The 21,013-nt window shown below is 70.8% G+C and carries 18 protein-coding genes; 5 read left to right on the top strand and 13 right to left on the bottom strand.

The window, feature by feature from the left end; all coding sequences use genetic code 11:
* Nucleotides 1-9 precede the first annotated feature (9 nt).
* The gene (locus tag AB0C27_RS23185) at nucleotides 10-996 is read left to right on the top strand and encodes an RDD family protein (protein ID WP_357847159.1); all 987 of its coding nucleotides are present in this window, start codon (nucleotides 10-12) and stop codon (nucleotides 994-996) included.
* Nucleotides 997-1,026: 30 nt separating this feature from the next.
* Here the strand turns inward: AB0C27_RS23185 and AB0C27_RS23190 are convergent, their stop codons facing one another.
* The gene (locus tag AB0C27_RS23190; protein ID WP_357847162.1) at nucleotides 1,027-2,427 is read right to left on the bottom strand and encodes a hypothetical protein; all 1,401 of its coding nucleotides are present in this window, start codon (nucleotides 2,425-2,427) and stop codon (nucleotides 1,027-1,029) included.
* A 94-nt stretch (nucleotides 2,428-2,521) separates the two neighbouring features.
* Nucleotides 2,522-3,955: a hypothetical protein gene (locus tag AB0C27_RS23195; RefSeq protein ID WP_357847165.1), complete on the bottom strand. Its 1,434-nt coding sequence runs from the start codon at nucleotides 3,953-3,955 to the stop codon at nucleotides 2,522-2,524.
* A 165-nt stretch (nucleotides 3,956-4,120) separates the two neighbouring features.
* Here AB0C27_RS23195 and AB0C27_RS23200 point away from each other — a divergent pair, with 165 nt between their 5' ends.
* Complete coding sequence (locus tag AB0C27_RS23200; protein WP_357847168.1) at nucleotides 4,121-4,756, top strand: DUF305 domain-containing protein; 636 nt, start codon at nucleotides 4,121-4,123, stop codon at nucleotides 4,754-4,756.
* A 154-nt stretch (nucleotides 4,757-4,910) separates the two neighbouring features.
* Nucleotides 4,911-5,336 (top strand): peptidase inhibitor family I36 protein, encoded by a 426-nt coding sequence (locus AB0C27_RS23205; RefSeq protein ID WP_357847171.1) that lies wholly within the window; start codon nucleotides 4,911-4,913, stop codon nucleotides 5,334-5,336.
* An 86-nt stretch (nucleotides 5,337-5,422) separates the two neighbouring features.
* Here the strand turns inward: AB0C27_RS23205 and AB0C27_RS23210 are convergent, their stop codons facing one another.
* Nucleotides 5,423-6,658: an adenosylhomocysteinase gene (locus AB0C27_RS23210; RefSeq protein WP_357847174.1), complete on the bottom strand. Its 1,236-nt coding sequence runs from the start codon at nucleotides 6,656-6,658 to the stop codon at nucleotides 5,423-5,425.
* A 187-nt stretch (nucleotides 6,659-6,845) separates the two neighbouring features.
* Nucleotides 6,846-8,273, bottom strand: coding sequence for an adenosylhomocysteinase (gene ahcY / locus AB0C27_RS23215; protein ID WP_357847177.1), 1,428 nt, complete (start codon nucleotides 8,271-8,273; stop codon nucleotides 6,846-6,848).
* Nucleotides 8,274-8,388: 115 nt separating this feature from the next.
* Between ahcY and AB0C27_RS23220 the strand changes: the two genes are divergently transcribed.
* Nucleotides 8,389-8,721 carry a MerR family DNA-binding transcriptional regulator gene (locus AB0C27_RS23220; protein ID WP_106236653.1) on the top strand — a complete coding sequence of 111 codons (333 nt, stop codon included), beginning with the start codon at nucleotides 8,389-8,391 and terminating at the stop codon, nucleotides 8,719-8,721.
* Between the two features lie 88 nt (nucleotides 8,722-8,809).
* On the opposite strand, the gene AB0C27_RS23225 is transcribed toward AB0C27_RS23220, so the two are convergent.
* Genes AB0C27_RS23225 through AB0C27_RS23245 form a run of 5 tightly spaced genes read right to left on the bottom strand, consistent with a single transcriptional unit; the run spans nucleotide 8,810 to nucleotide 12,826 of the window.
* Complete coding sequence (locus AB0C27_RS23225; protein ID WP_357847180.1) at nucleotides 8,810-9,748, bottom strand: cation diffusion facilitator family transporter; 939 nt, start codon at nucleotides 9,746-9,748, stop codon at nucleotides 8,810-8,812.
* A gap of 49 nt (nucleotides 9,749-9,797) precedes the next feature.
* Nucleotides 9,798-10,904, bottom strand: a complete 1,107-nt coding sequence (locus tag AB0C27_RS23230; protein WP_357847183.1) for an SIS domain-containing protein — start codon at nucleotides 10,902-10,904, stop codon at nucleotides 9,798-9,800.
* Entirely contained in the window at nucleotides 10,901-11,068 is a 168-nt protein-coding gene (locus AB0C27_RS23235) for a Trm112 family protein (protein WP_106236648.1), read from the bottom strand. The genes AB0C27_RS23230 and AB0C27_RS23235 overlap by 4 nt, the downstream gene beginning before the upstream one ends.
* A complete protein-coding gene (locus tag AB0C27_RS23240; RefSeq protein WP_357847188.1) occupies nucleotides 11,065-12,414 on the bottom strand; it encodes a phosphomannomutase/phosphoglucomutase in 1,350 nt (449 codons plus the stop codon). Before AB0C27_RS23240 ends, AB0C27_RS23235 begins: the two co-directional genes overlap by 4 nt.
* Nucleotides 12,415-12,457: 43 nt before the next feature.
* The gene (locus tag AB0C27_RS23245) at nucleotides 12,458-12,826 is read right to left on the bottom strand and encodes a DUF3499 domain-containing protein (protein ID WP_357847191.1); all 369 of its coding nucleotides are present in this window, start codon (nucleotides 12,824-12,826) and stop codon (nucleotides 12,458-12,460) included.
* Between the two features lie 268 nt (nucleotides 12,827-13,094).
* Here AB0C27_RS23245 and AB0C27_RS23250 point away from each other — a divergent pair, with 268 nt between their 5' ends.
* A complete protein-coding gene (locus AB0C27_RS23250; protein ID WP_346102633.1) occupies nucleotides 13,095-13,544 on the top strand; it encodes a metallopeptidase family protein in 450 nt (149 codons plus the stop codon).
* An 86-nt stretch (nucleotides 13,545-13,630) separates the two neighbouring features.
* Here the strand turns inward: AB0C27_RS23250 and AB0C27_RS23255 are convergent, their stop codons facing one another.
* The 4 genes from AB0C27_RS23255 to AB0C27_RS23270 all read right to left on the bottom strand — a co-directional run bounded on the left by AB0C27_RS23255 (nucleotide 13,631) and on the right by AB0C27_RS23270 (nucleotide 20,879).
* Complete coding sequence (locus AB0C27_RS23255) at nucleotides 13,631-14,935, bottom strand: DUF5719 family protein (RefSeq protein WP_357847194.1); 1,305 nt, start codon at nucleotides 14,933-14,935, stop codon at nucleotides 13,631-13,633.
* A gap of 53 nt (nucleotides 14,936-14,988) precedes the next feature.
* A complete protein-coding gene (locus AB0C27_RS23260; RefSeq protein ID WP_357847197.1) occupies nucleotides 14,989-17,922 on the bottom strand; it encodes a glycosyltransferase family 2 protein in 2,934 nt (977 codons plus the stop codon).
* 191 nt (nucleotides 17,923-18,113) lie between these two features.
* Nucleotides 18,114-18,374, bottom strand: a complete 261-nt coding sequence (locus AB0C27_RS23265) for a WhiB family transcriptional regulator (RefSeq protein ID WP_020546325.1) — start codon at nucleotides 18,372-18,374, stop codon at nucleotides 18,114-18,116.
* A 318-nt stretch (nucleotides 18,375-18,692) separates the two neighbouring features.
* On the bottom strand, nucleotides 18,693-20,879 hold the full coding sequence (locus AB0C27_RS23270; protein ID WP_357847200.1) for a hypothetical protein: 2,187 nt from the start codon (nucleotides 20,877-20,879) through the stop codon (nucleotides 18,693-18,695).
* Nucleotides 20,880-21,013: the final 134 nt, after the last annotated feature.

Raw genomic sequence — 21,013 nt, forward strand, 5'->3', positions numbered from 1 at the left:
GCTCCACATATGTCAGAGGTTGTGACCGGCGACGCGGTCGTCGTCGAGGTGCGGGTGGCCCAGATGCCCTCCCGCGCGCTGGCGATCATCATCGATCTGGCCACGCAGTTCGTCATCCTGGTCGCGATCAACGCGATCTTAGGTGCGTTCGCGGGGGTCACCGACTTCGCCATGTACGCCGCCGTCATGATCCTGCTGACGGTGCTGGTCCTGGTCGGCTATCCGGTGATCTTCGAGACCCTGTCCAGGGGGCGCAGCCTCGGCAAGCTGGCGCTCGGGCTGCGGGTGGTCGGCGACGACGGCAGTCCCGTGCGCTTCCGTCAGGCGTTGTTCCGCGGGCTGGCCGGGATGCTGGAGTTCTGGCTGCTGGCCGGAGCGCCCGCGCTGATCGCGTCGCTGGTCTCGCAGCGGGGCAAGCGGCTCGGCGACGTGTTCGCCGGCACCATCGTGATCTCCGACCGGGCGCCGCGCGAGTCGGGCCAGCTCATCGCGATGCCGCCGGACCTGGCCCACTGGGCGACCTCGCTGGAGCTCTCCCAGTTGCCGGACGACGCCGCGCAGGCCGCCAGACAGTACCTGGCGCGATGGCACCAGCTGTCGCCGCAGGTCCAGCACGAGATGGGGGTGCGGATCGCGACCCAGGTGGCGGCGTTCGTCTCGCCGTCCGCGCCCGCCGGGGTGCCGCCGCACGCGTACCTGAGCGCCGTGCTCGCCGAGCGGCGGCGCAGGGAGCAGGTGCGCTTCGCCCAGCGGATGGGCACCGCCCCACCGCCCCAGAGCCCTCCTCCAGGGCCGTACGCGCCTTCCGGGCCGTACGGGCCAGGGCCGTATGCGCCGCCCTCCGGGCCGTATGCGCCGCCCTCCGGGCCGTACGGGCCTCAGGCGCCTTCGCCGCAGGGGCCGCCTGCCGGGTATCCCCCGCCGCAGCCGGCGTCGCCCGCACCCGCACCGGAGCCGCCGAGGGCGACTCCGGGCGGGTTCGCACCGCCTCAGTGAGCGCGGTCAGAGGGCGGACGAGCGGTCACCTCACCAGCCGCCGTGCCCACCACCGTGGCCACCGCCGGGGAACGACTCCTGCGTCTGGACGTTCAACCTGTCGGTACGAACGTGCCTGGCGCCGTCGGTGAGCCGGTCGTCGATCTTGATGACGTCGAGCCCCTCGTTGAAGTCGGCGCCGTAGATGTAACCGTTGTAGTAGTAGGCGGACCAGATGCCGCCGCCGCTGCCGTCCGAGCGGGGACCGCGCTCGAAGTAGCCGATCTCCCTCGGCCGCGAGGCGTCGGTGAAGTCCCAGATCGACAGCCCGCCCATGTACCAGGCCTGAACCATGATGTCGCGGCCCTTGACCGGGATCAGGGAGCCGTTGTGCGCGACGCAGTTCTCGCTGTCGGCCTGGTAGCGCGGGATCTTGAAGTAGCTCTTGAACACGAGCTTGCCGCGGACGATCTCGTAGATCGCGTCCGCGCCGCGGTTCGGCCCCGTCGCCTCGTTGCAGGTGGCCGCTCCGCCGCCGCCGAGCTCGTCGGTGAAGACGACCTTCCTGGCGTCGTTCGTGAACGTGGCCGAGTGCCAGAACGCGAAGTTCGGGTCCGTGGTCCTGGCCGTGACCCTCGGGTTCAGCCGGTCGCGGATGTCGAACAGCACGCCGTCACCCATGCACGCGCCCGCCGCGATGTCCTTCTCGGCGTAGACGGTGATGTCGTGGCAGCCGGTGGTCGGAATCAGCAGGCCCGGCTGGGTCTCGTTGCCGCCGTCGGGGAAGACGATCGGGGTGGAGGCAACCGCGGCCGCGGTCGGGTTCCGCAGCGGCACCTTGATGATCGAGATCTTGTCGTGCGGCGGCTGGCAGTCGGGGAAGTCCGCCTGCGGCAGGTACGACGAGACGTAGAGGTAGACGTTCTTGTTCTTGTCGCGGCCCTTGCCCGGCACCAGGGTCAGGGTGTGGGAGCCGCAGTTGGTCTCGACGGACTTGATGTAGCGCGGGTTCGCCTTGTCGGAGACGTCGAAGATACGGACGCCCTCCCACGATTCCTTGATCGTGGCGCTCTGCCCGGTGCTGCTGCACGAGTCGTTGTTGCGCGAGGAGTCGACGGCGGTGAACAGCAGGTTGCCGTAGACGCTGACGTCCATCTGGGAGCCGGGGCAGACGACCGAGCTGACGGCCCTGGCCCGCTTGGGGTTCCTGATGTCGTAGATCGAGAAGCCGCCGTAGTTGCCGACGTAGGCGTAGTCGCCCTGGAAGGCGATGTCGGTGTTGATGGTGGCGGCGATCGGGGCCGGCTTGGGGATGTTCAGCACGTGGGTCACGTTCGGGCTGGTGACCACGGCGTCGGGGGGCGGGATGTCGGCGGCCGACGCGGGCATGCCCGCCAGCGCTAACGCTGTGGCCGCCGCCGCCACGACGATCGAGCGGCGAAATGGGAACACTCGGGAGCCTCCTTGATTGCATTACTCGGGAACTGTGGCGGGAAAAGCCTGAGCGGCGAGGGCTCCTTCCGGGCGCCCCCGCCGCTGGGGTCTGTCAGTGGTGGCCGCCGTCGTGACCGTCACCGTGGCCGTCACCGTGGCCGTGGCCTCGTTCGGGGTACGACTCCTGCGTCTGCGCGTTCAGCGAGCGCATCTTGACGCCGTTGGCCTTGTTCGTACGCCAGTCGTTGAGCTTCAGCACATCGAGGCCGAGGTTGAAGTCGGAGCCGTAGATGTAGCCGTTGTAGTAGTAGGCGGACCAGAAGCCGCCGCTGAGCGCCGGCGCGGTGTTGTCGGGGCCGCGCTCGAAGTAGGCGATCTCCTGCGGGTGCGCGGAGTCGGTGAAGTCGACCACCGAGATGCCGCCCTGGTACCACGCCTGCACCATGATGTCGCGGCCCTTGACCGGGATCAGCGAGCCGTTGTGGGCCACGCAGTTCTCGGTGTCGGCCTGGTGCCGCGGGATCTTGAAGTAGCCCTTGAACACGAACTGCCCGTTGACCAGGTCGTAGTAGGCGTTCGCGCCCTTGACGGACCCGATGGCCTCGTTGCAGGTGGCCCTGGTGCCGCCGCCGAGCTCGTCGGTGAAGATGACCTTCGTGCCTTCGTTGTTGAACGTCGCCGAGTGCCAGAAGGCGAAGTTCGTCTCGTCCCGGACGGTGGCGGTGACCCTGGGCTGCTCGGGGTTGCGGATGTCGAGCAGCACGCCCTCACCCATGCAGGCGCCCGCGGCGATGCCCTTCTCCGGGTAGGCCGTGATGTCGTGGCAGCCTGTGGTGGCCGACTTGCCGTCGGGGTACTGGCCCGGCACGCCGGGGAAGCCGCCGTCGGGGAAGAGGTTCGGCGTGGCGATGACCGAGGCCGCCGCCGGGTTGCGCAGCGGGACCTTCACGATGGTGATGAGGTCGTGCGGCGGCTGGCAGTCCGGGTACGTGGCGCTCGGGCTGTAGGAGGAGATGTAGATGTAGACGTTCTGCCGCCTGCGGTCGGGCACGAGCGTGTGCGTGTGCGAGCCGCAGTTCGTCTCGACCGCCTTGACGTACGTCGGGTTGGCCTTGTTCGAGACGTCGAAGATGCGGATGCCCTCCCACGATTCCTTGATCGTGGCGCTCTGCCCAGTGCTGCTGCACGAGTCGTTGTTGCGCGAGGAGTCGACGGACCCGAACAGCAGGTTGCCGTACACCGACACGTCCATCTGGCCGCCGGGGCAGACCACCGAGCTGACCAGGGACGTTCGCTTGGGGTTCCTGATGTCGTAGATCGAGAAGCCGTAGTAGTTGCCCACGTAGGCGTAGTCGCCCTGGAAGGCCATGTCCGTGTGGATGTCGGCCAGAGCCTCGGGTTTGGGCACATTGGTGACGTGCTTGATGTTCGGGCTCATGACGATCTCGCCGGGAGCCGGGATGTCCGCAGCCTGCGCCGGCGCGATGACGCCGGACATCGCGACGAGCGCCGCGAGCAGGATGAGAGCCCTGCGGGGGGTGAACACGCGGGAACCTCCGATAAAGGGAGCATAAATCTAGGCAATCCTCACCTTTCTTCGCTTCCGTGACCAGCGTCCAACGTGTCAATTTTTGTCACGGTTCGCCCTCTTTTCTTCGGCGGGCTTATCACCTAGAGTGCGCATTCTGAACCGAGTCAGTCAGGAGGTTGGGTGCGCGCTGCGCTCATCGTGTTCGCGAGCCTGCTCGTCGTCCTCACCGGCTGCACCTCCAGTACGGCGCCCCAGGCTCCACGGGCCGGCTCGACCGCCCCCGTGATCGCGCCGGGCCGTCCGGGCGAGCAGGCCAGAACGCTCTCCCCGAGCGAGGCCGCCACCGCCGTACCCTCCGAGACGCCCAACGCGGCGGACATCACGTACGTCCAGGACATGATCGTGCACCACCGGCAGGCCATGGACATGGCCCTACTGGCCCCCAGCCGCGCCGAGTCCGCGAAGCTCAAGAGCCTGGCCGACCGCATCAAGGCCGCGCAGGGCCCGGAGATCCAGTTCATGACCTCGTGGCTGCGGGAGCAGGAGCAGAAGGTGCCCGAGCATCACGCGGCGCACGAGGGCATGCCGGGAATGGCCACGCCGGAGCAGATGGAGGCGCTCAAGGCGGCCACGGGCCAGGACTTCGACCAGATGTTCCTGCAGCTCATGATCAACCACCACCTCGGGGCGATCAAGATGTCCGAGCAGGTGCTGGGCGGCGGGAAGCACATCCGGATCGAGGAACTGGCGAGCGACGTCAGCGTCACCCAGGCGGCGGAGATCCGCCGCATGCAGGAGCTGCAGCGGGCGCCGTGAAGCCCGGAGCCTACAACGTTTCCGCAGGTCATGGCGGTGGGTCGTCCGTCACCTGAGAGCCACGGCAATACATCACTCTGAGTAGTTATCTCGTCGCTGTTCGTGTACGAGAGTGTGGGGCGTCAGCATCGAACCGCCCTCCCGAGGAGGCATCTTGCCGTCCCTGAGCACCGCACTCGCCCGCGCCCTGACCGTCACCGCCGCCACCGTGGCCCTCGCCGGCGTCACCGCCCTGCCCGCCGCGCCGCCCGCCGCCGCCGCGCCGCTGCCTCCGGGCGTGATCCAGCTCGGCGACGGCGAGCCGTGTCCGCCCGGCACGCTGTGCCTCTACCGCGACTACGGCTTCTCCGGCCCGGCGTACGGGATCGGCGCCGGCTACGCCATCGACCTGCGCTGGCTGCCCATGCCCGGGCACGGCGGCCCCACCGCCGCCGACAACGTCTCGTCCTGGGTGAACCGCACGGCAGGCGTCGCTGTGCTGATCGACGAGCAGAGCGGCCGCACCCGCCCGCTGTTCCCCGGCCAGCACCTGGAGGAGCCGGTCCTGCTGAACGACACCGTCGACCGGGTCGTCTGGTAGGGCCGGGCGCGGCGTCCGCGGCAGCCCCCTGCCGCGGACGCCGGCGTCAACGGCAGGCCGGCTCGGGAGAGGGCCGGCGCCCGCGTTCACGAGCCGACGCGCCACGAATGCAGGTAGTCCTCCTGCTCAGGGTTGAGCACGTCGATGCCGATGCCGGCCGCGGCCAGCTTGAGCCTGGCCACCTCATGGTCGATCTCCTCCGGCACGTCGTACACCCCCGGCGCGAGCCCGGCCCGCTCACCGGCCAGCCAGGCCACGGCCAGGGCCTGGGCGGAGAACGACATGTCCATGACGGCCGCCGGATGCCCCTCGGCGGCGGTGAGGTTGACCAGGCGGCCCTCGGCCAGCAGCAAGAGGCGGCGGCCGTCGGGCATGACGTATTCGTCGGTGTTGGGGCGCACGCCCCGGTGCACCTCGGAGGCCAGCTCGTCCAGCGCCCGCACGTCGATCTCCACGTCGAAGTGCCCCGCGTTGGCCAGGATCGCGCCGTCCTTCATCGCGGCCAGGTGCTCGGCCCTGATCACGTCGCGGTTGCCCGTCACGGTGACGAACAGGTCGCCGATCAGCGCGGCCTGCGCCATCGGCCGCACTTCGTAGCCTTGCAGGGTGGCGTCGAGCGCCTTGACCGCGTCGATCTCGGTCACGATCACCCGGGCGCCGAAGCCCTTCGCCCGCTCGGCCACCCCCCGCCCGCAGAAGCCGAACCCGGCCACCACCACGGTTCGGCCCGCCAGCATGGTGTTGGTGGCCCGCATGATGCCGTCGAGCGTGGACTGGCCGGTGCCGTAGCGGTTGTCGAACATGCGCTTGGTGCGGGTGTCGTTGACGGCCACCACGGGGAAGCGCAGCGCGTCCTCGGCGGCCATCTGCCGCAGCCGGATGATCCCGGTCGTGGTCTCCTCGCAGCCGCCGCTCACGCCTTCGAGCAGGTCGGTGCGCTCGGTGTGCAGGATGTTGACCAGGTCGCACCCGTCGTCGAGCACGAGGTCGGGCGCGAGGTCGAGCGCCTGGTGGATGTGCCGGTAGTAGGCCGCCCGATCCACCCCGGCCCGCGCGTGCACCGCGATCCCGTAGCTCCGCAACGCCTCGGCGACGTCGTCCTGCGTGGACAGCGGGTTGGACGCGGCCAGCGCGATCTGCGCGCCTCCCGCCTTCAGTGCCCCCATCAGCACGGCCGTCTCCGCGGTCACGTGCAGGCACGCGGCTATCCTCAGCCCGTCAAGCGGGCGTTCGAGGGAGAACCGCTCACCGATCGCGGTCAACACCGGCATCGACCGGGCAGCCCAGGAGATCTGCCGCTCACCGCTCGCACTGAGATCCATGGCCAGCCCCCACCGAAGAACACGGCCAAGATTACGCGTCGTCACGGCGCCCGGCCCGTGAGCCTTCACGACCGGCCATGACGGACGGAGGTGGCGTCGGCGCGTGCGGGTAACCTGGCCCGCCGTAAAAGATGAAAAAACGGATAGCTCCGAGAGACGATCTCCCGGAGCTATCTCTGAGGAAGATCTAGTACCGGTAGTGGTCGGACTTGTAGGGGCCCTCGATGTGGACGCCGATGTAGGAGGCCTGCTCCTTGGTCAGCTCGGTGAGCTTGACGCCCAGGGCGTCGAGGTGCAGGCGGGCCACCTTCTCGTCCAGGTGCTTGGGCAGCGTGTAGACGCCGAGCGGGTATTCGGCCGTCTTCGTGAACAGCTCGATCTGGGCGATCACCTGGTTGGTGAACGAGTTGGACATGACGAAGCTGGGGTGGCCGGTCGCGCAGCCCAGGTTCATCAGGCGGCCCTCGGCCAGCACGATGATCGAGTGGCCGTCGGCGAAGACCCACTCGTCGACCTGCGGCTTGATCGTGTTCCTGACGATGCCGGGCAGCTTGGCCAGGCCGGCCATGTCGATCTCGTTGTCGAAGTGGCCGATGTTGGAGACGATCGCCTGGTGCTTCATCTGCGCCATGTGCGCGGCGGTGATGATGTTGAAGTTGCCGGTGGCGGTGACGAAGATGTCGGCGATGCCGACGACCTCCTCCAGCGTGGTCACCTGGAAGCCGTCCATGGCCGCCTGGAGCGCGCAGATCGGGTCGATCTCGGTGACGATGACGCGGGCGCCCTGGCCGCGCAGCGCGTCGGCGCAGCCCTTGCCGACATCGCCGTAACCGCAGACCACGGCCACCTTGCCGCCGATCAGCACGTCGGTGGCGCGGTTGAGGCCGTCGATGACGGAGTGGCGGCAGCCGTACTTGTTGTCGAACTTCGACTTGGTGACCGAGTCGTTGACGTTGATCGCCGGGAAGAGGAGCTGGCCGTTCTTGTGCATCTCGTAGAGACGGTGCACGCCGGTCGTGGTCTCCTCGGTGACGCCCTTGATGCTCTCGGCGATCCTGGTCCACCGCTTGTCGGCGCCGACCGTGCGGGTGAGCAGGTCGATGATGACGTGCCACTCCTCCGGGTCGTCGGCGGTCGCGGGCGGCACGGCGCCGGCCTTCTCGTACTCGGCGCCCTTGTGCACCAGCAGCGTGGCGTCGCCGCCGTCGTCGAGGATCATGTTGGGGGCGTCGCCGTCAGGCCAGGTCAGCGCCTGCTCGGTGCACCACCAGTACTCCTCCAGCGTCTCGCCCTTCCAGGCGAAGACGGGCACGCCCTTCGGGTCGTCGGCGGTGCCGTCGGGGCCGACGACGACGGCGGCGGCGGCGTGGTCCTGGGTGGAGAAGATGTTGCAGCTCACCCAGCGCACCTCGGCGCCGAGCGCCACCAGCGTCTCGATGAGGACGGCGGTCTGGATGGTCATGTGCAGGGAGCCCATGATCTTCGCGCCGCGGAGGGGCTGGGAGGCCGCGTATTCCTTGCGGACCGCCATGAGGCCGGGCATCTCGTGCTCGGCGAGCCGGATCTCCTTGCGGCCGAAGTCGGCAAGTGAAAGGTCGGCGACCTTGAAGTCCATCGGGTTTCCCCTCGCGTCACTGATGTTAGTCACTGATGTTGTCGCCGACGAGTTTAGGCGGCCCTCGTACGCGGTCGCACCCCCGGCGGCCGGAATCTGACGTAAGAATGTAAGAATGCGCATCACGGAAGCGGCCAAGCGACTCGGCATGTCCCCCCGAATGCTCCGATACCGGGAGGCTCTCGGCCTGTTGCCGCCGGTGCGGGAGCAAGGGGCCCATCGCCGGTTCGGGCCGGACGAGCTGTCCGCCGTGGCCCAGGGAGTGGAGCTGGAGAAGCGGTTCGACGTCTCGCCGGCCGAGCTGGCGTTCGCGCTGCGGGTGCTGAGCGACCCGGCGGTGGCGGCGGCCGTACGCGACCTGGGGGTGCGCATCGGGCGCATCCAGGTGCCGCGCAGGGCGCTGGACTTCGAGAAGGAGAAGGCCCTGCGCCTGCTCCGCCACCGCTGAGCAGGCCGCGAGGCGGGGTGCGGACCCGCCAGGAGCCTCGGCCCGATCAGGCCGAGGCTCTTCAGATGGGCTCAGGCTTCGGATGAGGTCAGGCGGAGGTGGAGGCGTTGCTGGAGCTCTGACGGTCGAGGTCGGGCTCCAGGTAGATCACGCGGGCGATCGGCACGGCGTCCCTGATGCGGCGCTCCGCCTCGTCGATGCCGTGGGCGACCTCCGCCGCCGTGTCGTTGTGCTCGACCGCGATCTTCGCCGCCACCAGCAGCTCTTCGGGCCCCAGATGCAGCGTGCGCATGTGGATGACCCGCGCCACCTCGGGCGCGCCCTCCAGGGCGGCGCGGATGCGGGTCTCCATCTCCGGCGCGGCGCCCTCGCCGACGAGCAGCGACTTCATCTCGACGGCCAGCACGATCGCGATCACGGCCAGCAGCACGCCGATCATCAGGGTGCCGACGCCGTCCCAGCGCCCGTCGCCGGTGACGACCGCCATCGTCACGCCGAACAGGGCGAAGACCAGGCCGAGCAGCGCGCCCAGGTCTTCGAGCACGATGACGGGCAGTTCGGGCGACTTGGAGCGGCGGATGAAGGCGACCCAGGACTGCTTGCCGCGCACGGCGTTCGATTCCTTGATCGCCGTACGGAACGAGAACGCCTCGGCGATGATCGCGAAGATCAGCACGCCGAACGCCCAGAGCGGCGCGTCCACCGGGTGCGGATCGGAGAGCTTGTGCACGCCCTCGTAAATCGAGAACGCGGCGCCGATCGTGAACAGCACGACGGCCACCACGAAGGCGTAGAAGTAACGCTCGCGCCCGTATCCGAACGGATGCTCCTTGGTGCTGGCCCTGGCCGCTCTCTTACCGCCGACCAGCAGCAACACCTGGTTGCCCGAGTCGGCGACCGAGTGGATGCCCTCCGCCAGCATCGAGGAGGATCCGGTGAAGAACGCGGCCACGAACTTGGCCACGGCGATGGCCAAGTTCGCGGACAATGCCGCAATGATCGCTTTGGTTCCGCCGCTCGCGCTCACCGATCTGCTCCACTCATAAAGATCAACTACAAAGGCCTGATAGGGGATCCTATTGCGAAATTCGGGCCTTGAGTTCAGTGATCGCCGACACAGCGGTGGGATCGATGGCATAACCCAGTGCCAGGTAGGTGCTGGCGTAATCACCGAGCCCGATGAGCGTGGCCATCCGCTCCAGCGGGTGCACGCCCTCGGCCACGAGCTCGGTGACCGGCACCCCGCGCTCGCGCGCCAGCCTGAGCGACGCCTCGCGCCGCCGCGTCACCTGGGGATGCTCCTCGACGTCGCGCAGGATCACCAGCCGCAGCGTGCGCCCGGAGACGTCGGCGAAGATGTCGCGCTCGGCCACCGGCCCGTCGAGGGCCGCGACCTGGAGATGGCCGGCCTCGGGCAGCTCGCCGTGCATCGCGGGATATTTCGCGTTCGCGTGGAGCTGGCCGGCCAGCCGGTGCGCCGCGACGGCCGCGGACGGCGACGAGCCCCAGATCATCGGTACGGACTCGGCCAGGTCCATGGCCAGCGACTTGCCCGGGTTGATGAACGACTCGCTGGCCGGCCGGCACCGGTTCGCCATGTCCTCAAGCGCCGCGGCCACCCGTTCGAACAGCTCGGGCTCCGCCGTCACCAGCCGCAGCTCGGCCGCGGCCACGATCAGCGGCACGGCCAGCAGCCACAGGTTGGCCCTGGACTGGCCGCTGACCGGCACCGGGACGTAGACGGCCGACGCCTGGGTGGCGATGGCCTCAAGCGGCGAACCCGGAGCGCCCACGCCGAGCAGCGTGCAGCCGCGCCGCACGGCCTGGGTGGCGACGGACAGCGTCTCCTCGGTGTCGCCCGAGCCGGAGACGGCGATGACCAGGTCGGTCGCGCCCACCCAGCCGGGGAGCTGGTAGGAGCGCAGGGTCACGATCGGCAGCGGGGCGCCGTTGCCCGCCACCGCCGCCAGCATGTCGCCGGCGATGCCGGAGCCGCCCATGCCCGCGACCACGATGGCGCGGGGACGCCCCTGGCCGGCCAGGCGGTCGACGCGGGCCTCGACGGCGCTGCGATAGCCGGTGCGTACGTGGGCCGCCGCGCCGGCCACCGCCGGCAGCATGCCCGAGGGATCGCCCTCGCTGAGATGACGCTGGTCGTCGAGCCGCTCCGGCTCCCAGGTCACGGCTTCCTGGCCTCGTCGACGAGCAGAACCGGGATGTCATCCCTGACCGGGTAGATCAGCCCGCATCCGGTGCAGGCCAGCTCTTCCGCCTCGGTCTCGGCACGCAGCGGCGCCTTGCACGCCGGGCAGGCCAGGATCTCCAGCAGCCAGTCGTCGATCTTCACTCTGACACCTTTCCCACAATGGCGAGGACCTCGTCCCTGATCGCCGTCATCTTCGTCTCGTCGGCCGCCTCGGCGTTGAGCCTGAGCAGCGGCTCGGTGTTGGAGGCGCGCAGGTTGAACCACCAGCCGGAGCCGGTCACGGTCAGCCCGTCGAGCTCGTCGAACTCCCCGCGCCCCGCGAACTCCTCACGCACCCGCCTCAGCGCCTCCGCCTGGTCGGACACCGCGCTGTTGACCTCGCCCGAGGCGTGGTAGCGCGAGTAGGCCCCGACCACCTCCGACAGCGGGCTGTCCTGCTCGCCCAGCGCGGCCAGCACGTGCATCGCGGCCAGCAGGCCGGAGTCGGCGTACCAGAAATCCCTGAAGTAGTAGTGGGCGGAGTGCTCGCCGCCGAAGACGGCGCCGGTGCGCGCCATCTCGGCCTTGATGAACGAGTGTCCGACCCGCGTGCGCACCGGGACGCCGCCGTGCTCGCGCACGATCTCCGGCACGCCGAGCGACGTGATCAGATTGTGAATGATCGTCGCCCCTGGATGCTTGGCCAGCTCGCGCGCCGCCACCAGCGCCGTGATCACCGAGGGCGAGACCGACTCGCCGCGCTCGTCGATCACCCAGCACCGGTCGGCGTCGCCGTCGAAGGCCAGCCCCAGGTCGGCGCCCTGCTCGACCACCGCGCGCTGCAGATCCACCAGGTTCTGCGGCTCCAGCGGATTGGCCTCGTGGTTGGGGAAGCTCCCGTCGAGCTCGAAGTAGAGCGGGGTCAGCTCGATCGGCAGCCCGTCGAACACCGCCGGCACGGTGTGGCCGCCCATGCCGTTGCCCGCGTCGACGACGACCTTCAGCGGCCTGATGCCGCGCAGGTCGACCAGCGTGCGCAGATGGTCGGCGTAGCCCGTCAGCAGGTCTTTGCCGATCACCGAGCCGCCCGGCGCGAACGTGGCCCCGACCAGCTCGGCCGCCCGGTCGCGGATCTCGGCCAGGCCCGTGTCGCCGCCGATCGGCACCGCGCCCGACCGGCACATCTTCATGCCGTTGTAGCGGGCCGGGTTGTGGCTGGCGGTGAACATCACGCCGGGCAGCCCGAGGCTGCCGCTGGCGTAGTAGAGCAGGTCGGTCGAGCCCAGCCCGGCGTGCACGACGTCGGCGCCACGCGAACGGGCGCCGCGGATGAACGCCTCGGCCAGCGGGGGTGACGACTCGCGCATGTCGTGCGCGACCACGATCGATCCGGCACCCGTCACCTCGACGAACGCCGCGCCCACGGCCTCGGCGGCCGGCTCGTCCAGCTCGTCGGGCACCACTCCGCGAACGTCGTACGCTTTGAAGATCTTGGCGAGGTCGCCCACTCTCCAGCTCCGCCCTAGGTCGGTTCCGCCTTACACAGGGAGCCTACCGGTCACGGTGCTGCTGGGCCGATCTCAGAACGCGCAGGTGCCCGCGACGGCCGACCTCGACGCCCTGACCGACCGGCTCACCGCCGCTTGACGGCGTCGGCCGCGCGGCCTCCCTGACCGCGTTGGCCAGCGCTTCGAGGTCGTCGGAACTGGGCGAGGCGCCGTCCGTCGGCAGCCGTACCACCTCCCAGCCGCGGGGAGCGGTCAGCCGCTCGGCATGTTCGGCGCACAGGTCATAACAATGTGGCTCCGCGTACGTCGCCAGGGGGCCCAGAACAGCGGTCGAGTCGGCGTACACGTACGTGAGCGTGAAGACGGCAGGCTGGCTGCAGGCGGTGCGGGAACAGCGGCGGACGGGGCTCACGGAGGGACCGTATCTGGTAAGAGTGCGAGGCGCCACTACCTGAGCGCTCTTAACGAGCGTGTCGCCACAATTCGGACACCTGTCGCAGGTTTTCCACCCACATGCCCCGAAGAAAACGCCCCTTCCCCCGCACTTCCCTCCCCGGCTTCCCCACCTCCCCTCATGAGCAACCTCTCCTGCCTCCCCTTCCTTGGCCAAGAACCCGCATCGGAGCCGCCCGGGCGTAACCCGTACGTGCTCCCGGTGCGCGGGGGACGCGCCCCGTACACTGGCTGACGTGACTCAGAAGCGCGGGCCCAGACGGCGCGATCGCCATGGTCGCGGCCTGCGCGGCCCGCTCGCTCCCTCCCATGTCCCCATCGCGAAGTCGCGCAGCGAACGCTTCGACGACCTGGTGCTCGACGCGGTCGACCGGCTCAGGCCGCGCTGGGAGAAACAGCTCGCGGCGGTGGAGTTCGCGGTGGAGGAGGTGCCGCCGCTGAGCGAGCTGGGCGACGGGCCCCGGCTCGGCTCCGACCCGATCCCGTTCGGCCGGGCCGACGCCGCGGCCGGGCAGTCGCCCGCGTCCGTCGTGATCTACCGGCGGCCGCTGGAGGCCAGGGCGCGTGATCGTGACACGCTGGGGGCGATGGTCCACGACACGGTGGTGGAACAGGTCGCCACGCTGCTGGGCCTGGCCCCCGAGACGGTCGACCCGGGCTACGACGACCGCCGCTGAACGCCCGGTGCTCAAGGGAGCGGCCCGCCGAGGGCCGGCGCTCAGGACGGCGGCGCGCGGGGCGTGTCCCGCCTGAGTCCCTGTGCTCAGGGGAGCACCACGCGGGGGGTGTCCGTCAGCGGTCGGAGCATCGTCCACATTCGTGCGGGAGCCAGCGGCTGCGCCGTCAGCAGGACGCCCGACTTCAGGCGTTCGCGCACCACCCGCCCGCCGTAGACCTCCCCCGACACCGGCGTGACCACGACCGCGAAGTCCCCCTTGGCCTTGAGCTTCACCGCCCACGTCCGTCCCGCCGCCACCTCCACGTCGAACGGCGCCTGCTCCGCCCCCTCCCCCTGCACCACCTGGACCCGCACCGAGCCGGGGCCGCTGACGGCGGTGAGGAGGAGTTCCGAGCCGGCGCCGTTGCGGGCCACAGCGCTGCCCAGTTCCAGGGACGGCGTCCCCGCCGTGAAGGCGACGTCCGAACGCGCGCCCGTGCCGGTGATCATCAGCCCGGCCACGACCGGCGCGGACGAGGTCAGGACGAGGGCGGACGCGCTGCCGGCGATGCCGGTGGTGACGTCGAGGGCGACCACGCCGCCGGCCGGCACGTCCAGCGACTCCTTGCCGCGCATCGCGAACTCGGCGTCCTCGCTCACCGCCCTGACCTGCACGGTCGCGTCCTCTTCGCCGGGCGCGGCGACGAGCAGGCGGCGCAGGCCGCCGCCCCCGGGGATGCCGGGCACGACCACGCGCGTGGCCGGCGGCGCCGCAGGTGGGAGCCAGTCCACGCCGCCCGTCTCCAGCGTGGTCCTGGCGGCCACGGCCACGCGGCCGAAGACGGTGGTGACGCTCAGGGCCATGATGTCGGCGGACGGGGCCAGCGTCTTGAGGTCGATCTCCCTGTGCTCGCCCGGCGCGATCTCCAGCCCGACGCCCGCGTCACCCGAGATCGGGCCCTCCGCCGCGTAGACCTGCACGTCCGCCAGCGCGGGGGCCTTGTCGGCGTTCGTGAGGTGCAGGCGTACGTCGGCGTTCGCGGGGCCCGGCCCGACCAGCCAGGTGGCGGCGGACGGCTCCGTGCAGCGGACGCCCGCCAGGCCGCGGCCCGCGCCCTTCGTGACGCGGGTGAGGTAGCCGGCCTCAAGACCGGCGGGGCCCTTGGTCACGAACGGCTTCGCGTCCTCCATGGTCTCGCCGTTCACCGTTCCCGGCAGGTAGACGCCGGTCCGCTCGCCCTTCGCCCCCGGGCAGACCGCGGTGACCGACTCCACGGACACCTTCCTCGGGGCCGAGGGCGGGGGCGGGATCGGGGCGGGGGTGGTGACGTACGCGACGCCGTACAGGGCGGTCAAAGACACGACGACCAGCACCAGCAGCCCGACCCTGTGCTCCACGAAGGCCCTCATCGCGCCACCTCCGCCCGCCCGCACACGCCCGCCTGTGCCACGTTTGCCCGGCATCAGGCGCCCGCCAGTGCCACGCCGGCGGGCTCCGCCGTCTCCTGTCGCTGCCGGCCTGGTGCCGCCATCAGCAGCACCACCAGCAGGAACGCCCCCTGCGCCCACAGCAGCGGCACGTGCATGACGCTCACCGGCTGGGCGGGCACGCGGGTGACCGGCTCCGCCAGCCGCCACAGGCCGCCCGACTCCGACAGGCTCAGGCGCTGCAACGACGGCTGCGAGTCGAGGGTCCTGGCCAGCTCGAAGGAGACCGGAGGCGCCAGCGCCACCATGCCGATGCCCTGCTGAGCCAGCGTGGCCGCGTCGCCGCCGCGGCCCCCGACCAGCCCTTCCGCCGCCGCGCCCACCCGGGCGCGGGCCTGGGGGTCGGCCGGCAGCTCCGCCTCGCCGATCAGCGGGATGCGCCCGTGCAGCACCGTGAACGCGGAGCCCTTGATCACCAGGGTCCGTTCCCCCTGCGTGGTACGGGCGGCGGCCAGCGCCGGCATCACGTCGGGCGCGTCGCCGAGCAGCGGCCCCCGTACGCCACCGGCCATCCAGTACCCGGCGGCCAGCAGCGGCGTGCTGAACGCCACCGCCACCACCGCCGTCGCCCCCAGCCGCCGCAGCCCGCCACCCGCGCGCAGCTCGGTCAGCCGGTGGGCGGTCAACCCGACCAGCACCACCAGCCCCGCGCCCGCGAACGCCAGCGGCACCCCTGGCCAGGCCCGCGCGCCTTCGACGGTGATCCGGCTGACCAGGACGCCCGCCAGCACGCCGTAGAGCGCGATGCCCCAGCCGACGGCGACGATCGTGCGCTGGCGGCGCATGAGCAGCGCGGCCAGCGCCGCCGCCACCAGCCCCGCGCTCACCCAGAACGGCGGCAACCCCGGCCCGCCCGGGCTGATCGCCAGCAGGGACGCGGTGGGCAACGACGGGTCCACCAGGGCCGGATCGTGCAAGCCTGCCTCAAGGAGCAGTCGCCAGGGTTCGCCCAGCAGGTCCATGAGCCAGGGCAGCAGGAGCAGCGGCGGCACGGCGAGCGCGATGCCCATCGACCCGGCGACCCCGCCCCGCACACCGTCTCGCAGGTCACTCCGCACGCCACCCTGCGCATCACCTCGCGCGCCGCCCTGCACACCACCTCGCGCGCCGCCCGGCGCGTCATCCCGGCCGGCGGAACGCGACCGGCCGCGGACGCCGCCGAAGGCCACCGCGCCGAGCACGCCGAGGACCGCGAAGAGCGGGTAGACGAGGGGCACGAACGCCGTCCCCACGGCCAGCAGCAGGCCAAGACCCCACGCGGCCCGCCTGGCCGGTCGCGGCTCGGCGGACAGCAGCCGGGCGCAGAGCCAGGCGTACACGGGGACGAGGACGAACACCACCGCCGTCCCCACCCGCCCCGCCGCGATGGCCCCGGTGCCGACGGGCAGCAGCGCGTACGTCCCCGCCGCCCAGGCCCGGGCCGGCACCGCGGGGACGATGTGCCGCGTGGCCAGGTACGCCGTGACCCCGGCCAGCGGCACCGAGCCCAGCAGCAGCACCGACACGGCCACCCAGGTCTTGCCGAGCGCGAGCGTGGACAGGGCGGCCAGCACGGCCACGTACGGCGGCGCCCAGGCGGTGGAGCCGAACCCGACGTCGTGGTAGCCCTCGGTGTAGAAGGCCCACAGGTCGCTCGCGCCGCCGGTCACCGGCACGAGGGCGCCGCCGCCGAGCCGTTCGCCGCCGAGGAGCGAGCGTTCGGCGATCAGTGAGACGACGGTCAGCGCGAACATGAGGATGACGCCGGGCCGGCCGATGAAGCGCTGGAAGGCGCCGGTGTCGGGCGGCGGGACGACGTCCTGCTCCTCGCCCGAGGCGCCGGTTGGGTGGGCTGTGGAGTGGTGATGCCGGCCGGCGGAGTCGACGGGCGCCTCGCCGGCCAGGAAGCTCTGCACCATGTCGGTGAGGCGCCGGTAGGCCGCACCCCGAGGGGTCATAAGCCGCTTTATGCGTATATATCCCCTCTTGCGGCCGTGACGGCGGGCCCGGCGCGCCCGCAGCAGCCGGAACGGATGCACGAGGATCGAGCAGATGGCCACGACTTCGTCCAGCGCGTTCGCCGGCTGTTTGCTCACGATGAACAGCACCGTGCGCACGATGGAACTGATCACGTTCCGCAGCAGCGCCCACAACATCGCGCGGAACGGCAGGTTCGCCATGACCACGAAGATCGCGTTGCGCCGGTCGAGGCGGCGCGGATGGTCGCCGCTGACCGTGATGCGCCGGCGCCTGCGGGCCGCCGCCTCGGCGTGCCAGGCCACCGCGGACGTCACGATCAGCACCTTGTGCCCGGCGTTGCGCACCCGCCAGCACAGGTCGAGGTCGTCACGGAAGATCGGGAAGAACGGGTCGAGGCCGCCGGCCTTCTCCCACACGTCGCGCCTGATCAGCATCCCCGCCGTGGACACCGACAGCACCTCGCGGGTGCCGTCGTGCTGCCCCTGGTCGAACTCGTGCGGCTCCAGCCCCGTGTCCCTGCGTCCCGTACGGCCCACGGTGACGCCGATCTCCAGCAGCCGCCTGCGGTCGAGCCAGTCGCGTAACTTCGGGCCGAGCACGGCGGCCTTGGGATCCTGCTCGGCCGCGGTGAGCAGCAGCTCCAGCGCGCGCCTGTCGGGGGCGCAGTCGTCGTGCAGCAGCCAGATCCATTCGTCCCGTCCGGCGGACGGAAGTTTCTCCAGCGCCGTGGCAACCGACTCGCCGAAACCGGTGGAGCGGGGCAGGGAGATCAGGTTGCCGCGCCCGAGCGTCTGGGCCAGCAGGTCGGCCGAACCGTCCCTGCTGCTGTTGTCGACGCCGGCCACGCGGTCCGGTCTGCGGCTCTGGTTGATCAGGGCGCGCAGCGTCTCCCCGAGCCAGCGCGCGCCGTCATGGGCGACGACGATCACGGTGACGTAGGGACGTGCCATGGGTGGGTGACTCCTGGGGGGATGATCAGCGGCCCCACCATACAGGTGCGCGGCTGTCAGGAGATGCGAAAAGGGTCACACGGCGGACCGCGTGACCCCTTCCCCCCTATATAACGATAAGAAACCGCAGGTCGGACTGCCGTCCGCGACCCACGCCGCAGCGGCGGCCCGCACCGGATCTCTCATTCGGCCTAAACGGCCTGACGCTTGATCCGTCTGCGCTCCCGCTCGGACAACCCACCCCAGATGCCGAACCGCTCATCGTGCTCGAGTGCGTATTCCAGGCACTCGGCACGGACCTCACACGATCGGCAGACCTTCTTGGCCTCTCGGGTGGAGCCGCCTTTCTCCGGGAAGAACGCCTCCGGATCAGTCTGCGCGCACAACGCGCGCTCCTGCCAGCCGAGTTCTTCAGCGTCAAGCTGATCCTGTGCGATGACCGGATCGGTCACTGCACACCTCCCTGCCGCCCGCCCGCAATGGAGCCCCCCATGGACGCCTTCCTTATTACCCACCCACAGGAAGGCGTAACAACATGGTTGTAATTACACGCGCGTGCCGTGCGTGACGTCAAGCGGCATGCAGCTATCCGGGGAAAGACCAGATCTCGCCCCGGTGTGCTCGGCATGTGATGTTCGCACCCGGCCGGCGCCTCGCACGCATGGCGTCGGCCTGGCTCGTTCAACGCTGTCTGCGGTCGGAACCGTACCAGGGCGGGAAACACGCCCGCCCATGGCCCACCTTCTCTCTAGCCGTCCATTGCCGGTCCGTTACCTGCGGGGTTCGTTGGGGGTGTATATGGCCGTCGGGTCGATCGGGTCGTCACCGGGGCGGCGCTGGTCGCCGCCGAAGGCGTTGCCGCCGAACGCCGCCGGGTCGAGCCGCATCGTGGACTCGCCCTGGTCCGGCCATCCCGGCTGGGCGGCGGCGGCCTGCGGAGCCTGGTGGGTGGGCCGGTACTGGCCCTGCTGGGGCTCGTACCCGCCGTTCTGCTCCTGGACCTGTCGCAGGAGCTCCTGCTGCGGGTGGCCGAACGGGTCGCCGCCGTACTGGCCGCCGCCCTGGCCGTAGTCGGGCACGCGCAGCTCCGGCTGGGTGCCCGCGTTCGGCTGGCCCGCATTCGGCTGGCCGGCGTTCGACTGGTACGTCTCCGCCTGGTGGTAGGCGTCGAGAAGCTGCTGCGAGCGCGGGTCGACCGGCGGGTCGGGCTCCTGGTAGGCGGACGGGGTGGCGAACTCGGCGCCCGAGTAGCCGGTGAACGGCTGGCCGCCCTGCTGTTGCTGCTGCTGCTGGTGGTCGAACGCGCTCTGGCCGAAGTACGACTGCTGCTGCGGCTCGGCCGGCGGGAACGAGGTGTTGGGGGCGGTCTCGCCCGGCGTGTACGCGTTGTCGGACGGAGGCGCGTACGGGTTCGCCTGCTGCTGGTCGGCGGGCGGGGCGAAGGAATTGGCCTGGTCGTTCGCGGCGGGCGCGTACGGGTTCGGGCTCGGCTGGCCGTAGATGTTCGGCTGGCTATCGGCGGGCACGTACGGGGCGGGGGTGTACTCCCCGGCCGGCGGCGTGCTGTAGTCCTGGCCCGCCGGGGACGTGTCGACGGAGGCGTAACCCTGGCCGAAACCCTGCGGCGGGAAGGACGGCTCGGGCTGCTGCTGGTCGGAGGGCGCGGCCGGCAGCGCGCCCCTGATCTGCGGGTATGGCTGCTGCGGGTTGGTCTGCGGCTCGGGCTGCCCGCCGAAGCTCGGGGGCTGCTGGCCGTAGCCGGGCGTCGAGGGGGGCTGCTGGCCGTATCCGCCGGGCGTCTGGTCGTATCCGGGGGCGGACGGCTGCTGCTGGTCGTACGCGGGGGCTGAGAGCGGCTGGGGCGCGTAGCCGGGGGTGGAGGGGGGCTGCTGCGCGTAGCCGGGGGTGGACGGCGGCTGCTGGCCGTAGCCGGGCTGCTGGCCCGACATGGGCTGCTGGCCGTACGGGGCCTGCTGCTGGTCCTGGGGACCGCCGAAACCGGGCTGACCGGGACCCTGCTGGCCGGGGCCCTGCTCGCCGAACCCCTGCTGCCCGGACATCGGCTGCTGACCGTAAGGGGCCTGCTGGTCCTGGGGACCGCCGAGAGCGGCGGCCTGGTCCTGACCGAAGCCGGGCTGACCGGGCTGCTGGCCCGACATGGGCTGCTGGCCGTACGGGGCCTGCTGCTGGTCCTGCGGGCCGCCGAAACCGGGCTGACCGCCGGGGCCCTGCTGACCAGGACCGCCTGGACCCTGCTGGCCTGGACCCTGCTGGCCTGGACCCTGCTCCTGGCCGAAGCCCTGCTGACCGGGCTGCTGGGCGAAGCCGCCCGCCGCCTGGTCCTGGCCGTAGCCGGGCTGGCCGGGCTGGTCCTGGCCGAAGGGCTGCTGGCCCGAGGGGGGCTGCTGCGGGTAGCCGGGCTGGCCGTAACCGGGCTGGGGCTGCTCGCCCTGGCCGAACTGCTGGGGCTGGCCGGCGAAGAAGCCGGGCTGAGCGCCGAACTGGCCGTGGTAGACCTGGGCCGCCGGCCGCTCAGGCATCACCTGCGGCAGCAGGTAGACCAGCGCGATGGCGGTCAGAGCGAGCGTGGGCACGCCGAGGAGCACGTACTCGATGGTGGAGCGGGCGCCGAGGCCGGAGAACAGGCCGAGCAGCAGCGCGAGCATGCCGAACACCGAGGCCAGCAACAGTCCGGCGGCGGCGCCGTACGTGATCGGCTTGGCCTTGGCCGACGGCTCGCCCACCTTCGTCACCAGCAGCACGGCGCCGAGCAGCAGCGCCGTCACGACCGGGCTGGTCACGCTCGAAAAGTTCCCCGCCGCGCGTTCCATGAACGACGACGACGCGGTCGACCCGATCAGGATGTGGCCGATCGCCAGCACGACCTGCATCAACCCGGTGACGAGCATGATCCAGGCGGCCGGCTCCTTCAGCCGAGCGACGTCAAGTTTGCTCACAACTACCCCCATCGGGACCCTTTAGCCCGAAGGGAGTTTGCCACATCACCGACCCACCTGCCGGGAGTCCCAGCAACCTCTTCCATCTCAATTCATGCAGTACCAGGACGTACGCCGCCGACAAAAAGGCGAAA

This window comes from Nonomuraea sp. NPDC048882 (genome assembly GCF_040649755.1).
GTDB lineage: Bacteria > Actinomycetota > Actinomycetes > Streptosporangiales > Streptosporangiaceae > Nonomuraea > Nonomuraea maheshkhaliensis.